Origin of the sequence: Mycobacterium sp., from assembly GCF_035623875.1 — a bacterium.
Taxonomy (GTDB): Bacteria; Actinomycetota; Actinomycetes; order Mycobacteriales; family Mycobacteriaceae; genus Mycobacterium.
Map to the genome: position 1 here is coordinate 1 of NZ_DASPSP010000266.1, position 15,568 is coordinate 15,568.

Annotated in this window: 11 protein-coding genes and 2 pseudogenes; 11 read left to right on the plus strand and 2 right to left on the minus strand. The window is 64.6% G+C overall.

What is annotated here, in order from left to right; genetic code table 11:
• The first annotated feature begins 84 nt into the window (after positions 1–84).
• Complete coding sequence (locus VEI45_RS21550; RefSeq protein ID WP_324856559.1) at positions 85–369, plus strand: WXG100 family type VII secretion target; 285 nt, start codon at positions 85–87, stop codon at positions 367–369.
• A 71-nt stretch (positions 370–440) separates the two neighbouring features.
• Here the strand turns inward: VEI45_RS21550 and VEI45_RS21555 are convergent, their stop codons facing one another.
• Together VEI45_RS21555 and VEI45_RS21560 are read right to left on the minus strand one after the other, a co-directional pair.
• On the minus strand, positions 441–1,817 hold the full coding sequence (locus tag VEI45_RS21555; protein ID WP_324856560.1) for a PPE family protein: 1,377 nt from the start codon (positions 1,815–1,817) through the stop codon (positions 441–443).
• 39 nt (positions 1,818–1,856) lie between these two features.
• A complete protein-coding gene (locus VEI45_RS21560; protein WP_324856561.1) occupies positions 1,857–2,165 on the minus strand; it encodes a PE family protein in 309 nt (102 codons plus the stop codon).
• Positions 2,166–2,506: 341 nt separating this feature from the next.
• Between VEI45_RS21560 and VEI45_RS21565 the strand changes: the two genes are divergently transcribed.
• From VEI45_RS21565 to VEI45_RS21600, 10 genes and pseudogenes are all read left to right on the plus strand, one after another.
• On the plus strand, positions 2,507–3,280 hold the full coding sequence (locus tag VEI45_RS21565; protein ID WP_324856562.1) for a response regulator transcription factor: 774 nt from the start codon (positions 2,507–2,509) through the stop codon (positions 3,278–3,280).
• A gap of 7 nt (positions 3,281–3,287) precedes the next feature.
• Positions 3,288–4,772, plus strand: coding sequence for a HAMP domain-containing sensor histidine kinase (locus tag VEI45_RS21570; RefSeq protein WP_324856563.1), 1,485 nt, complete (start codon positions 3,288–3,290; stop codon positions 4,770–4,772).
• A gap of 379 nt (positions 4,773–5,151) precedes the next feature.
• Positions 5,152–5,241: a K(+)-transporting ATPase subunit F gene (gene kdpF, locus VEI45_RS26515; RefSeq protein ID WP_414687553.1), complete on the plus strand. Its 90-nt coding sequence runs from the start codon at positions 5,152–5,154 to the stop codon at positions 5,239–5,241.
• Complete coding sequence (kdpA, locus tag VEI45_RS21575) at positions 5,242–6,912, plus strand: potassium-transporting ATPase subunit KdpA (RefSeq protein WP_324856564.1); 1,671 nt, start codon at positions 5,242–5,244, stop codon at positions 6,910–6,912.
• A 1-nt stretch (position 6,913) separates the two neighbouring features.
• The gene (gene kdpB / locus VEI45_RS21580; protein ID WP_324856565.1) at positions 6,914–9,100 is read left to right on the plus strand and encodes a potassium-transporting ATPase subunit KdpB; all 2,187 of its coding nucleotides are present in this window, start codon (positions 6,914–6,916) and stop codon (positions 9,098–9,100) included.
• Positions 9,090–9,191 (plus strand): annotated as a pseudogene (locus VEI45_RS26520) (hypothetical protein); the annotation flags it as partial. The gene kdpB and the pseudogene VEI45_RS26520, both read left to right, overlap by 11 nt.
• Positions 9,188–10,123 carry a potassium-transporting ATPase subunit C gene (locus tag VEI45_RS21585; RefSeq protein WP_324856566.1) on the plus strand — a complete coding sequence of 312 codons (936 nt, stop codon included), beginning with the start codon at positions 9,188–9,190 and terminating at the stop codon, positions 10,121–10,123. The pseudogene VEI45_RS26520 and the gene VEI45_RS21585, both read left to right, overlap by 4 nt.
• A gap of 90 nt (positions 10,124–10,213) precedes the next feature.
• Positions 10,214–12,715, plus strand: a pseudogene (locus VEI45_RS21590) (ATP-binding protein); the annotation flags it as partial.
• 148 nt (positions 12,716–12,863) lie between these two features.
• Complete coding sequence (locus VEI45_RS21595; RefSeq protein ID WP_324856567.1) at positions 12,864–13,544, plus strand: response regulator; 681 nt, start codon at positions 12,864–12,866, stop codon at positions 13,542–13,544.
• Between the two features lie 314 nt (positions 13,545–13,858).
• A partial coding sequence (locus VEI45_RS21600) for an NAD-binding protein (protein WP_324856568.1) occupies positions 13,859–15,568 on the plus strand: 1,710 nt, incomplete at its 3' end.

Below are 15,568 nucleotides of genomic sequence, written 5' to 3' on the forward strand. Positions count from 1 at the left end.
GCCAACAACTACGAGCAGCAAGAGCAGGCCTCCCAGCAGATCCTGTCCAGCTAGCCGACACCCCAACATCTTTAGGAGAACGCTATGTCGATCAGTTACCAGTTCGGCGACGTGGACGCTCACGGCGCCCTGATTCGCTCCCAGGCCGCCTCGTTGGAGGCCGAGCACCAGTCCATCGTGCGTGATGTGCTGGCCGCCGGTGACTTCTGGGGCGGTTCGGGTTCGGTGGCCTGCCAGGAGTTCATCACCCAGTTGGGCCGCAACTTCCAGGTCATCTACCAACAAGCCAACGCTCATGGCTCCAAGGTGCAAACCGCCGGCAACAACATGAACTCCACCGACAGCGCCGTCGGCTCCAGCTGGGCCTAACCCACACCACCCCCTGTGGCCCGCACACCACCTGGTGTGCGGGCCACAACCTTTCTAGGGTCCTGCCGGGATTATCCGACCAGCGGCGGCGGAAGCATGTTGGTACGCAGCCCGATTCGCTGCAGCCCATCGACCTCGTGTTCGCCCAGCTGCGGAAACGTCACCTTGGTTGCAGCCGGCGCACTGGCCGACGCAGCCGGCGCCGCGCCAAAGCCGCTGGCGGGCACGGGCATTGCGGCGGCGGGGCCCATCGACGCAGCGGCCGGACCGACGTCCGGCGTCCATGTCTGCGGCACCGACAGCGCCCCGACCGAGCTTGCCTGACCCATCGTCGCCGCCGTGCCCGCAGGACCAAAGCCAAGGTGGCCCATCGACATCGAACCGCCCAGAGCGGGCGCCATACCCAGTCCGCCCACGCCGCCGAACGATCCCATACCTTCGGACGCGAGCAGCGAATCGGCGGTAGGGAAGTTCAGCGCCATGCCGGGGAAGCCCGTCCCGAGGCCGCCGGCGCCGGCGTCCAGGCCGACGCCACCGGAACCCAAACCGGCTGCGTCCGAACCCAAATCGGCGACTCCACTCGACGACGACGACCCGATGTCCACCAGGCTGTCGAGTGCCCCGAGGCCCGAGCTGGCGCTCGTGCCCGCACTTTTGCCGACGCCGCTGCCCGCCGAGCCAGCCAGACTCGAAAGCGCAGTCAGCGGCCCAGTTGCTCCTGAGGCGGTAGAGGATGTCAGCGCCGCACCGTTGCCTGTCAGCAGTGCCGAGAGGCCGGACGCCGACTGCATCGGCTGTGAGAGCCCCTGCAACGTCGAAGGCACCGCCGACAGCGATGTCGAAGCGACGGTCTGCGCGTGGCTGCCGGCGGCTGTGCCGGCGGCCTGGGCCACCGCGGCGGACTGACCGGTCAGGCCTGCCGGATTCGTGGTCGACTTGGGCGGCGTGAACGGCGCCAACGTCGAGGCGGCCGCCGAATTGGCGGCGTAGCTGTACATGGCTGTGGCGTCCTGCGCCCACATCTCTCCGTAGTGGGCCTCGGTGGCCATGATTGCCGGAGTGTTCTGACCCAGGAAGTTCGTCGCGGTCAGCGCCATCAGCTGAGCCCGGTTGGCCGCGACCACCGCTGGTGGCACCGTCATCGCAAACGCCGCCTCGTAGGCGGCGGCTGCCGCCCTGGCCTGGTTTGCCACCTGCTCGACTTGAGCCCCGGTGGCACTCATCCAGGTCAAATACGGTGCAACCGCGGCGGCCATCGACGTCGACGCCGCACCCTGCCAAGACCCACCGGCAAGCCCGGAAATCACCGAACCGTAGGAGGCTGCCGTGGAGTTCAGGTCAGCCGCCAGCCCGTCCCAGGCCGCTGCGGCCACCAGCATCGACCCTGCGCCAGGACCGGCGTACATCCGAGCCGAGTTGATCTCCGGCGGAAACGCCCCGTAGTCCATTGCCCTGAACCTTCTTTCCTTTCCGTTGCGCTTTTGGGGTCAGCCGGTGGCGACCGCGTTGGCGGCTTCAGTGGCCGCGTAGGACGCGGCGTTGGTCTGCAGGGTGCTGACCAGCAACGAATGAATGGCTGCGGCCTGCGCGCTGATGGCCTGATAGCTGCCCGCGTGCGCGGCGAACTGAGCCGCCGTCAGCGCCGACACCTCGTCAGCCGCCGCGGGAACGACCCCACCAGTCGGGCCGGCTGCGGCCGCATCCGCGGCAGCCATCGCCGAACCGATGCCCCCTAAATCGCCGGCCGCCGCGGACAGCATCTCCGGATGCGTGGTGACGAAAGACGAGAAATACATTGATCTCTCCAAAGTTTTCTTTGAAAATTGCCCGCGCTCATCGGTGGTCGCGGAGCCTGCTCTTGAGTGGATATTGTTACGGCAAAGTTACGTAAAGCCTTCACGCACAATCGGTTAGCGGTGTAGCCTCACTTTTGGTCTGCACTCTCCTTGGTCAAGAGCTCTGTTACCCAGTGTTTTTGGGGCACAACGGGATTGCAAGCTCACCGGTGAGATGCATAGAGAACCCATATCTGACAGCCTGGGCGGATGCTCGGCGGATCGCCGACACATTTGAGAACGATATGAGTTCCGTGACAGTTTTGTGACAATGGCGTGTGAGCGAGGAAGAATGAAGGGACATGGCGATAATGTCGGGTTCCGCGCGTGAACAGCGGCCACGTCAGGCCATCCTCGGTCAGCTGCCCCGGATCACCCGCGCCGATGGGTCACCGATCCGGGTTTTGCTGGTCGACGACGAACCGGCGTTGACCAACCTGGTCAAAATGGCGCTGCACTACGAAGGCTGGACCGTCGAGGTCGCGCACAACGGTCGGGAGGCCGTGACGAAGTTCGACCAGGTCGGCCCCGACGTGCTCGTCCTCGACATCATGCTTCCCGATGTAGACGGCCTGCAGATCCTGGAACGGATCCGCGAGGCCGACGCCTACACCCCCACCTTGTTCCTCACCGCCCGCGACTCGGTGATGGACCGGGTCACCGGCTTGACGGCGGGCGCCGACGACTACATGACCAAGCCGTTCAGCCTGGAGGAGTTGGTCGCCCGGCTGCGCGGACTACTTCGCCGCTCCAATTACCTGGCCGCACCCGCCGAGGAGGGTCTCAAAGTCGGCGACCTCACGCTCGATGGCGCCAGCCGCGAAGTCGCGCGGGCCGGCGAACCGATTTCGCTCACCTCAACCGAATTCGAACTGCTGCACTTCCTGATGCGCAATCCGGGCCGCGCGCTGACCCGCACCGAGATCCTGGACCGCGTCTGGAATTACGACTTTGCGGGACGTACCAGCATCGTCGATCTGTACATCTCATATCTGCGAAAGAAAATCGACGCCGGCAAAGAGCCGATGATCCACACCGTGCGCGGAGTTGGATACATGCTGCGACCACCGAAATGACGCCGAAATGACCAGGGCCCCAACCGGACCCTGGTGGCGCCCGCGCACCTTGCGCCGTCAGCTGGTTCTAGGGGTTTCGGCCGTGGTCACGGTTGTCGTGCTGGTGGTCGGCGTGGTCACCACACTGAGCTTTCGCAGCTACGTCAATACACTGAACGACGCGGAAGTCGATGAATCGCTTGACGCACTGAATCATTCGTACACTCGGTATCACCGAGGCGAATCGCTGCATCACGGCGATCTCGCGCATGTGATGTTGGGATTCACCGGGCAAAACCAGGGCAACGTCATCGCCGTGCTGCACCACGGCGATGTGATCGGCTCGGCGGTCTTTTACGAAGACGACTCTCGCCCCGCCCCACCAGATGTCGTCGCCGCCATCAAGGTACAGCCCTGGCAGGACGACCGGCTGCGCACCGCGACGCTGGGCAGCCTCGGCTCATTCCGGGTAGCCAGTCAAAGTGCCGGTGCCGATGACCGTCTGATCGTCGGAGTGTCGCTGAATTTGGCAAACAAACTCATTACGCGCAGAATCATCAGCGCCACAACGCTTTTGATCGCCGCGATGCTGGTAACGGCGGGCCTCACCATGCTGGTGGTCACCTACGCGCTGCGCCCTTTGCGCCGTGTCGCCGTGACCGCCGCCGAGGTCGCCGGTACGCCACTCATCGGCGACGACCATCGCATCACTGCCAGAGTGCAACCGGAGGACACCGATCCGGACACCGAGGTGGGAATCGTCGGACACACCTTGAACCGATTGCTTGACAACGTGGATAGTGCGCTCGCACACCGCGCCGAATCCGACCGGCGGATGCGGCAATTCCTCACCGACGCCAGCCACGAACTGCGCACCCCGCTGTCATCGATACAGGGCTACTCCGAGCTCACCCGCCAAGACAGCGCCGCGTTGCCCCCGACCACGGAATACGCGCTGGCCCGTATCGAGTCGGAAGCCCGACGGATGACGTCGCTCGTCGACGAGCTGCTGCTGCTCTCGCGCCTCGGCGAGGGTCAGGACCTGCGCACCGAAGAGGTTGACCTCGGTGACCTCGTCCTCAATGCGGTCAACGACGCCGCAGTGGCGGCGCCCACCCATCGCTGGGTCAAGGACCTGCCCGTCGAGCCGGTCTGGGTGCGCGGGGACCGTGACCGGCTCCACCAACTCGTCAGCAATCTGCTGACCAACGGCTGGGTACATACCCCGCCCGGAGTGACCGTGACGACGGCAATCTCCTGCCACCGTTCCGGCACCGAGGCGTCATATGCCGAGCTGACAGTCACCGACGACGGGCCCGACATCGACCCCGATCTGCTGCCACACCTGTTCGAGCGATTCGTCCGCGCGAAGAACGCCCAATTCGACGGGTCGGGAAATGGATTGGGCCTCGCTATTGTCGACTCGATCGTCAAGGCTCATCAGGGCTCGGTCACCGCCGAATCCGCTGACGGCCGAACCACTTTCCGGGTGCGCCTGCCCATCGTTGAGTAGCAGATCACAGCCGCCGCAGCAAAGACCACGCGGTTCGCGGTCCCCGGCTCGGGTACGCCGTGACCCCAGACATCCGCTGCTCGGCGGGTCTGCCCCGAGTTCCGCAGGTCAGACCCTCTTCTGGTCGGCAAACTCACATCGGCCGACCAGCCGTAAAGAAAGCGTAAACGACAAGGCTTTATGCACCGGCGAAAGCATAGCTTCGTCCCAGATCCTCACCGTCGAGGACTAAATTGCATGCGGGCAGCTGAACCTGATCGACCATCGGTCGGACCGGCTTGTCACGAACGGAGGAAACTATGTCCGTGGTTGCCTACGTCCTACTGACGGTGGCAGTCTTCGCCGTCCTCGGCTATGCGCAAAAGCTGGTCGAAAAGCTATGAACTACGACAACATCGTCGGCCTCGTACTGTCGGCACTGCTGGCGGTCTATCTAGTTGCGGCCTTGTTCCTTCCGGAAAGGTTTTAGGTGAGCACTTCTGCCGCGGGGATCGCATTCCTCGCTTTGCTCGTGCTGGCATTGGTAGCGGTACACGTACCGCTGGGCGACTACATGTACCACGTCTACACTTCGCCGCGGGACTGGCGGATCGAGAAGGTCATCTACCGGATCATCGGTGCCGACGGTAAAGCCCAACAAACATGGGGCAGCTATGCCCGCAGCGTGCTGGCATTCTCGGCGGTCAGCGTGCTGTTCCTGTTCTTCTTCCAGTTGGTGCAGGGCAAGTTGCCGCTACACCTACACGATCCGGCGACGCAGATGACGCCCGCGCTGGCGTGGAACACCGCGATCAGCTTCGTGACGAACACCAACTGGCAGGCGTACTCGGGCGAGTCGACCCAGGGCCACCTGGTACAGATGGCCGGCCTGGCCGTGCAGAACTTTGTCTCCGCCGCAGTGGGCATGGCCGTCGCGGTAGCCGTAGTTCGCGGCTTCGCCCGGAACAAGACCGAGGAACTGGGCAACTTCTGGGTGGATCTGGTCCGGGGCACGCTGCGCATCCTGCTGCCGATCTCGTTTATCGCCGCGATCGTGCTAATCGCGGGCGGCATGATCCAGAACTTCCACCTGCACGACCAGGTCGTGACCACGCTGAGCGGCTCCCAGCAGACCATCACCGGAGGACCGGTCGCCAGCCAGGAAGCCATCAAGGAACTCGGCACCAACGGCGGCGGCTTCTACAACGCGAACTCCGCACATCCGTTTGAGAACCCGACCGCCTGGACCAATTGGCTGGAGATCTACCTGCTACTGGTGATCAGCTTCTCGCTGCCGCGCACGTTCGGGCGCATGGTGGGCAGCAAGAAGCAGGGCTACGCGATAGCCGCAATCATGGCGACGCTCGCCGCGATCAGCTGGACGATCATGATGTGGACGCAGTTGCTGCACCACGGCACGGTGCCGACCGCGCTCGGGGCGGCCATGGAGGGTGTGGAGCAACGTTTCGGTGTTCCCAACTCCTCGGTGTTCGCCGCTTCGACCACGCTGACCTCTTGTGGTGCCGTCGACTCGTTTCACGACTCCTACACCAGCCTCGGTGGGATGATGGCGCTCTTTAACATGCAGCTGGGTGAGGTGGCGCCCGGTGGCACCGGATCTGGCCTGTACGGCATGCTGGTTCTTGCGGTGATCACCGTGTTCGTCGCCGGGCTGATGGTCGGACGCACGCCGGAGTACCTCGGCAAGAAGATCAACCCCCGCGAAATGAAGCTCGCCGCAAGCTATTTCCTGGTCACTCCCCTCATCGTGCTGATCGGCACCGGTATCGCAATGGGGCTGCCGGGCGAACGCGCGAGCATGCTCAACACCGGACCGCACGGGCTGTCGGAGGTGCTGTACGCGTTCACCTCCGGCGCGAACAACAACGGCTCGGCCTTCGCGGGCCTGAACGCCAACACAAACTGGTTCAACACCGGCATAGGCTTGGCGATGGTCTTCGGCCGGTTCCTGCCAATCGTGTTGGTGCTCGCGTTGGCCGGCTCGCTGGCCGCCCAAGGGCATAAGCCGGAGTCCCCCGGCACCCTGCCCACCCATCGTCCGCAGTTCGTCGGAATGGTCGCCGGCGTCACGGTGATTCTTGTTGCCCTTACTTTCCTGCCGATGCTGGCACTCGGGCCCCTCGCTGAAGGAATTCACTGAAATGCCAACTACTAAGGCTTTGAAACCCCATTCGGCCCATTCGGCGCACCACCGCCACAGCGGCCACGCGCCGGGCGGGCGGGTTGAGGGCGGACGGCTCGACCCCACGTTGCTGGCCAAATCGCTGCCCGACGCGTTGCGCAAGCTCGATCCGCGCACCCTGTGGCGCAACCCGGTGATGTTCATCGTCGAGATCGGCGCCGTCTGGTCGACCGTGCTGACGATCCGCGACTCGTCGTGGTTCGGCTGGCTCGTCGTGTTCTGGCTTTGGCTGACAGTGCTTTTCGCCAACGTGGCCGAGGCGTTCGCCGAAGGGCGTGGCAAGGCACAGGCCGACGCCTTGCGCAAATCGAAGGCCGACACCATTGCGCGCCGGCTACACGGCTGGTCACCCGAGACCGCCGGTACGGAGGAAGACGTCCGGGCACCGGAGCTGCAAAAAGGCGACATTGTCGTCGTGGAGGCGGGCGAAATCATCCCGGGCGACGGCGAGATCGTGGAAGGCATTGCGTCGGTGAATGAATCGGCCATCACCGGCGAGTCAGCACCGGTGATCCGGGAGTCCGGCGGCGACCGCTCCGCGGTCACCGGCGGCACCACCGTGCTCTCGGACCGCATCATCGTCAAGATCACCCAAGAGCCCGGCAAAAGCTTCATCGACCGGATGATCGCACTGGTCGAGGGCGCCAACCGGCAGAAGACGCCGAATGAGATCGCGCTGAACATTCTGCTCGCAGCGCTGACCATCATCTTCCTCTTCGCGGTGGCGACGCTGCAGCCGCTGGCAATCTACTCCAAGCTCAACAGCCCCGGTGTGGCGAACACCTCCGCCCTCACCGGGAACGGCGTCACCGGCGTCGTCTTGGTGGCTCTGCTGGTGTGCCTGATCCCCACCACCATCGGCGCGTTGCTGTCGGCGATCGGCATCGCCGGCATGGACCGCCTGGTGCAGCGCAATGTGCTGGCCATGTCGGGCCGCGCGGTCGAGGCGGCCGGGGACGTCAACACGTTGCTGTTGGACAAGACCGGCACGATCACGCTGGGCAACCGGGAGGCGTCGGAATTCATCCCGGTTACGGGGGTCACATCCGAGGACCTGGCGGACGCCGCTCAGCTGTCCAGCCTCGCCGACGAAACCCCTGAGGGCCGCTCGATCGTCGTCTACGCCAAGCAGGCCTACGGGCTGCGGGAGCGCTCGCCCGGCGAACTCAGCCACGCCCACTGGATCGAGTTCACCGCGACGACGAGGATGTCGGGCGTCAACCTCGACGGGCGACAGCTGCGCAAAGGCGCGGCCAGCTCGGTCGCCAAATGGATAGGCGACCAAGGCGGCACCATTCCCGACAGCCTCGGCGAAATCGTCGACGGCATTTCGGCCGCCGGCGGAACCCCGCTGGTGGTCGGCGTGGTCACCAATGGCACAAACGGAGAAGCCGGCAAGAAAGCCGAAGTGCTCGGCGTCATCCACCTCAAGGATGTGGTCAAGCACGGCATGCGTGTGCGTTTCGACGAGATGCGCAAGATGGGCATCCGAACGGTGATGATCACCGGTGACAACCCGTTGACCGCCAAAGCGATCGCGGACGAGGCGGGGGTCGACGACTTCCTCGCCGAAGCCACCCCCGAAGACAAGATGGTACTGATCAAGCGTGAGCAGGAGGGTGGCCGGCTAGTCGCGATGACCGGTGACGGCACCAACGATGCGCCGGCGTTGGCTCAGGCCGACGTCGGGGTGGCGATGAACAGCGGGACCAGCGCGGCCAAAGAGGCCGGCAACATGGTCGACCTGGACTCCGACCCGACCAAGCTCATCGAGATCGTGGAAATCGGGAAACAGCTGTTGATCACGCGCGGCGCGTTGACCACCTTCTCGATCGCCAACGACATCGCCAAGTATTTCGCGATCATCCCGGCCATGTTCGTGGCTCTGTTCCCCGGACTGGACCTGATCAACGTGATGCGGCTGCACAGCCCGGAGTCGGCGATCCTTTCCGCGGTGATCTTCAACGCGGTGATCATCGTCGCGCTGATTCCGTTGGCGCTGCGCGGTGTTCAGTACACACCGAGCAGCGCATCGAAACTGTTGAGCCGCAACCTTTACATGTATGGGCTGGGCGGCATTGTCGCCCCGTTCATCGGCATCAAACTAATCGACCTGGTCGTGCAGTTTATCCCCGGGATGGGCTGACATGAACCGCGTCGGCGACGATGCAGTGGGGGCACCCCCAGCCGCGCAGCGGCGAGGGGGACGAAGCGATGAGGAGGAGCGACGCAAATGAACCTTTCCAACTTGATTCGCCAACACTGGGCGGCGCTGCGCGCGCTGCTCGTGCTGACCGTGATCACCGGCCTCGCCTACCCCTTGGTCGTCTGGGGAGTCGCGCTAATTCCCGGGTTGCACGCCAAGGCGGAGGGCTCGATAGTCCAGGTTTCCGGCAAGCCGGTCGGCAGCAAACTGATCGGCCAGTCGTTCACCGACAAGGACGGCAACCCGCTGCCGCAGTACTTCCAGAGCAGGCCGTCGGCAGCCGGAGCGGGCTATGACCCACTGGCATCGGGGGCCAGCAACCTGGGCCCGGAAAGCATCGTCGACACACCGGCCGATCCCAGCAAGCTGGCTCCGGGTGCCGATCCGTCCACCGCCGGATTCAAACCCAGCCTGCTGACCCAGGTGTGCTCGCGCAGTTTCGCGATCGGCCAGCTCGAGAAGGTCGACAGTTCACGCCCGTTCTGCACCGGTGGCGGCGTAGGAGCTGTGCTGTCGGTGATCGGGCCGCGGGATTCATCCGGCAACGTGATCCATCCGACCCAGGTGGTCAGCGTGAACGAACCCTGCTCGAAGCCCGGGAGCGCGCAGGCGACGGTGTTCCAGCAGCTCTACAAGGGGGTGCGGGTGGAATGCGCTCAGTATGGCCAGGACTACTCGGTCGGTCAGATCGTTCCGATTCGGGGCGCTGCGTCTGATCACCCGACGGTGCCCGCCGACGCCGTCACCGCCAGCGGTAGCGGCCTGGACCCCAATATCTCACCGGCTTATGCCGATATCCAGGTAGCCCGGGTGGCCCGCGCGCGCGGAATCACCGCTGCCCAGGTGCGCGACGCGGTTCATGACAACCAGCATGCCCGTCTACTCGGCTTCGTCGGCGAGCCGGTGGTTAACGTTCTGCAACTCAATCTCGAACTGGACCGCAAGTATCCGGTGAAGTCTTGACGTTTCCGGTGGAATGATGTCCATGTGACTTCCGCGAATGAGTCGTTACCGCCACCAGCGGGGAGCCCCGATGAGCCGCTTGCCCATAGCGTGCCAACGCAACGACGCGGCGACTTGCGCATCTATCTCGGCGCAGCCCCAGGAGTCGGCAAGACCTGCGCGATGCTCGGCGAGGCGCATCGCAGGCAGGAGCGCGGCACCGACGTCGTCGCGGGGGTAGTGGAGACTCACGGTCGCAAGAAGGTCGCCGAACTCATCCAAGGCATCGAAGTCATTCCGCCGCACTACATCTCCTATCGCGGAACCTTGTTCCCCGAACTCGATGTCGAGGCAGTGTTGCGGCGTCGGCCGCAAGTGGTGCTGGTCGACGAATATGCGCACAGCAATATCCCGGGCAGCGTCAATTCCAAGCGGTGGCAGGACATCGAAACGCTGCTCGACGCGGGGATCACCGTGATCTCGACGCTGAACATCCAGCACCTGGAGAGCCTCAACGACGTCGTTGCTCAGATCACCGGCGTCGAGCAGCGCGAAACCGTGCCGGACGAAATCGTCCGTAAAGCAGCTCAGATCGAGTTGGTCGACATCACACCGGAGGCGTTGCGGCGCAGGCTCGCCCACGGCAACGTCTACCCGCCGGAGCGGATTGATGCGGCGCTGTCCAACTACTTTCGCACCGGCAACCTGACCGCGCTACGTGAAATCGCGCTGCTGTGGCTTGCTGATCAGGTCGATGCGGCGCTGGCGAAATACCGTGCCGACAAGAAGATTACGGACATCTGGGAGGCCCGCGAGCGGGTGGTCGTTGCCGTGACCGGCGGCCCGGAATCGGAAACATTGGTGCGCCGCGCCTCACGCATCGCATCGAGGTCGGGTGCCCAGCTCATGGTCGTGCATGTCGTCCGCGGCGACGGACTCTCGGGTGTGTCGCCTCGCGAAATGGGCAAAGTGCGCGAACTCGCCGCGAGCCTGGGCGCTACGGTTCACATCGTGGTCGGCGACGACGTACCGACCGCATTGCTCGACTTCGCACGCGAGACAAACGCTACTCAGCTGGTGCTCGGCAGCTCCCGGCGGTCCCGGTGGGCGAGCCTCTTCAGGGAGGGAATCGGCGCCGCCACCATCAAGGACTCGGGGAAGATCGACGTCCACATGGTCACCCATGAGCAGGCCAACCGCGGCTTGCCGTTTGTGTTGATTTCGCCGCGCGCTCGCCAAATCGTGTCCTGGCTGGCCGCTATCACCGTGCCATGGGCCATCTTGGCGATCACGACACGCTGGTTGGACCCGCTGCTGGACATCGGCGGAAAGACCGCCATCTTCTTCGCCGGGGTGATTGCCGTCGCGCTATTCGGGGGTGTGGCACCGGCCGTCCTGTCGGGGATGCTGTCCGGGGCGCTGTTGGTCTATTTCATCGCCGAACCGCGATATTCCTTCGCCATCGACAATCCCAGCAACGCCGTCACCATAGTGGTTTTGTTGGGAGTCGCGATGGCGGTCGCCGTGCTGGTGGACGCCGCAGCCAGCCGGGCCCGCGAGGCGAGGCGGGCGACCCAGGAAGCGGAGTTGCTGGCGGTGTTCGCCGGGTCGGTGCTGGGCGGCGCCGATCTCAACACGCTGCTGGAGCGGGTACGTGAGGCTTACTCCCAGCGCGCGGTGTGCCTGGTGCGTGACGTCGACGGTCACCCGAAGCTGGTCGCGAGTGTGGGTAAAGACCCATGCGCGACAGTCGATTCCGCTGACACCGCGGTGAAAGTGGGTGATGAGGAATTCTGGTTGCTGTTGTCTGGCCGCGCCTTGACCGGCCGTGACCGCAGGGTGCTGTCAGTCGTCGCAACGCAAGCCGCAGGTCTGGTCAAACAGGGTGAGCTCGCCGAAGAGGCCGGCAAGGTTCAATCCCTCGCGGAGGCCGACGAGCTGCGCCGCTTGCTGCTCTCGGCGCTCGGCCACGACCTCCGGACTCCGCTGACCGCCGCCAAGGCTGCGGTATCCAGCCTGCGCGCCGAAGACGTCTGGTTCTCGCCCGAGGACACCGCCGAGTTGCTTGCCACCGTCGAAGAGTCGATCGACCAGCTGACCTCCCTGGTGGCGAATCTGCTGGACTCGTCTCGGCTGGCCGCCGGCGTGGTCCGGCCGCAGCTCTCCGAGGTCTATCTCGAGGAGGTCGTGCAACGCGCGCTTGTCAGTATCGGCAAGCGAACTACGGTCGTCGGCCGGGGCAGCCTCGACCGGGTCAAGGTGGAGGTCGGCGGGACGGTCGCGATGGCCGACGCAGGTCTGCTGGAACGGGTGCTGGCGAACCTCATCGACAACGCGCTGCGTTACGCACCCAACAGCATGGTGCGAGTCAATGCGGGTCAGGTGGGGGAGCGGGTACTGATCAACGTCGTTGACGAAGGACCGGGAGTCGCCAAAGGCGCCGCGGAGCAGATGTTTGAGCCGTTCCAGCGACTTGGCGATACCGACAACACCACCGGTCTGGGCCTCGGCCTGTCGGTCGCCAAGGGGTTCGTCGAGGCGATGGGCGGCAGCATCCAAGCGACCGACACCCCTGGCGGAGGACTGACCGTTCTGGTGGACCTGGCGGCGCCGCCGGTGGCGGCGCCGCCGGAGGAATCCACGGCCTTAACGCGCCTCGGCGACGATGCAGTGGGTGCACTACCCACTGTTGACGGAGAGCGGCGCGCATGACACGCGCCGGCGACGATGCAGAGCGAAGCGATGAGGAGGAGCGGCGCTCATGACTAGGGTGCTGGTGGCCGATGACGACCGGCAGCTGCTGCGGGCGCTGCGAATCAACCTGTCGGTGCGCGGCTATGAAGTAACCACTGCCGCAAGCGGATCGGCTGCACTACGAGCCGCCGCCGACCAACACCCCGATGTGGTGATCCTGGACCTGGGTCTGCCCGACATATCCGGCATCGAGGTGCTGGCCGGGCTGCGCGGCTGGATGAGCGCCCCGGTGATCGTGCTGTCGGCACGCACCGATTCCGCTGACAAGGTAGGAGCGCTCGACGCAGGCGCCGACGATTACATAACGAAGCCGTTCGGCATGGACGAACTGCTGGCACGGTTACGCGCCGCGGTCCGCCGGGCCGCTGTGTCGGCAGACGAAGACGAGCCGGTGGTGCAAACCAGGTCATTCACTGTCGACCTGTCGGCAAAGAAGGTGATCAAGGACGGCAGAGAGGTCCATCTGACGCCCACTGAATGGGGGATGCTGGAAATGCTGGTGCGCAATCGCGGCAAGCTAGTCGGGCGTGAGGACCTACTCAGAGAGGTGTGGGGACCCAAGTATGCAAAGGAAACCCACTACCTGCGTGTCTATCTGGCACAGCTGCGACGCAAGCTCGAGGATGACCCGTCGCGCCCCAATCATCTGCTGACCGAGGCGGGCATGGGCTATCGCTTCGAGGCGTGATCGGATTACGTTCTCGTTAAGTTGCGGGCGCCGTTGGTGACACGTCGATACAAATCTTCGCGTTCGGTGAATTACTCTCCGCGAGAACGACTTCAGGCTCTAGTCACCGTTCCGGTGCCACGATCCGCGGGCGCCGGCTAATCGCCTTAGCGTGACGAGTGGATTTCAGCGCCAGCAAAATCGGCTGTTGAGGCCGGACTACTTAAAGCCGTCGTGTAACCTTCTCCGGTAACGGCATCGGCAAAGCGGGTGTCTTCTCGCGCTGAGTCGTGGACTCCATCGCGATCAGGTATTCCCGAGTGGCGGATGAGAGCATGCATCATCACATCATTGTCAGCGGTGACGATGCGCTGGCCATGACAGTCATAGACGAGCTGAAAAGGGCTGGCGCGCATGTTGCCAGGCTCGACCAGTCAGCACTCGACGTTGGCGCAGCTCGCGAGCTCGCTCGCGCCGAAGTCGCACACGCGATCGCCGTCGTCTGCGCCGGGGATGACGACGCCACAAACCTCGAAATCGCGCTGCTGGCAAGAAGAGCCAACCCAAACCTGCGAGTGGTCGCGCGGGTGGCCAACGACGTGCTGCGCGAAGCAGTCGCTGACGGCAACGGGCCCGGCGGGATCTTCAACGTTGCCGAACTCGCGGCGCCGTCCGTCGTCGAAGCCTGCTTGGCGCAGACCACCCACCCGTTCGAAGCCGCCGGCATCAAATTCGTCGCCGCCGGTAGCGAAGTATCCCGCGACGCAACGCTGCGGGAACTCTACGGCGACCTGGCACCGGTAGCGATCATTCAGGGCGAGAGCTCCTCCACACCCGGCGAGGTGGTGGCATGCCCGGGGCGGGATCATCACGTGCACGCCGGTGACTGGGCAGTGATGATCGGGACCGCCGACGAGGCGGCCGGCCGCGGCGTCAAGGTTCGGCAGCCGAGCAGAACACGTGCTCGGCGCCCTCGGCTGCGGCGAGTGCTCGACGCCGTACGGGTGGTGCTCAACGACTTCAACCCGGCGTTTTATCCGGCGTTGGCGGCCGCGGCCACTCTGCTGGTCACCTCGATGTGTGTGTTGCATTTCAACTACCAGCGCCCGAGGATGTCGTGGATCGACGCACTGTACTTCACCGTCGAGACGATCACGACCACCGGCTATGGCGACTTCAGCTTCAGCCATCAGGTCGTATGGCTACGCCTGTTCGCGGCCATGTTGATGTTCGGCGGAGCGACCACCATCGCGTTGCTGGTCGCGTTCATCGCCGACGTGCTGTTGTCGCAACGCTTCGTCCTCGCGGTCGCACGACCGCGCGTGCGGCATCTGCGTAATCACATCATCGTCGTCGGGCTCAGCGAGCTCGGGATCCGTGTGGTCACCGATCTGGTCGCCGCCGGACACGAAGTGGCGGTGATCGAGCGCGACGAGGAGAACCGCTTCCTGTCGATGGCGCGAGAACTCGACGTGCCGGTGATCTTCGGGGACGCGACGCTGCTTCAGACGCTGGAATCAGCGCGGGTGGATCGCGCCCGCGCCGTGGCGGTAGTGACCCGCGACGACATGGTCAACATCGAGACCGGGATCGTGTTGACCGAGATGTTGGGGCCCCGGGTGATGCCCGAGGTCAACCGGCTGGCCGACGTTTCGCTAGTGCTGCGCGTATACGACCGCGCGCTGGGCGTCGCAGTCGCCCAGCGGTTCGGTTTTGAAAACGTGCGCTCCACTGTCGGGTTGGCCGCACCCTGGTTCGTCGGCGCCGCGATCGGCCTGGAGGTGCTGGGGACGTTTTCGATCGGGCAAAACCCGTTCATGGTCGGCGCGATGCACGTGGCGCCTGGCAGCGAGCTCGATGGGCTGACGATGTTAGAAATGTCCACCCACACCCGCGTCATCGCGATCACCCGCGACGACGCACCGGTCCAGCTGCGCCCACGCCGCGACGAGCGGCTTCGAGCCGGCGACACCGTCTACCTCGTCGGCCCGCCCCGGGAATTGCTGAGCACGTTGCGCAAAGGGCTGCCTCCCCGCCAACCCGCG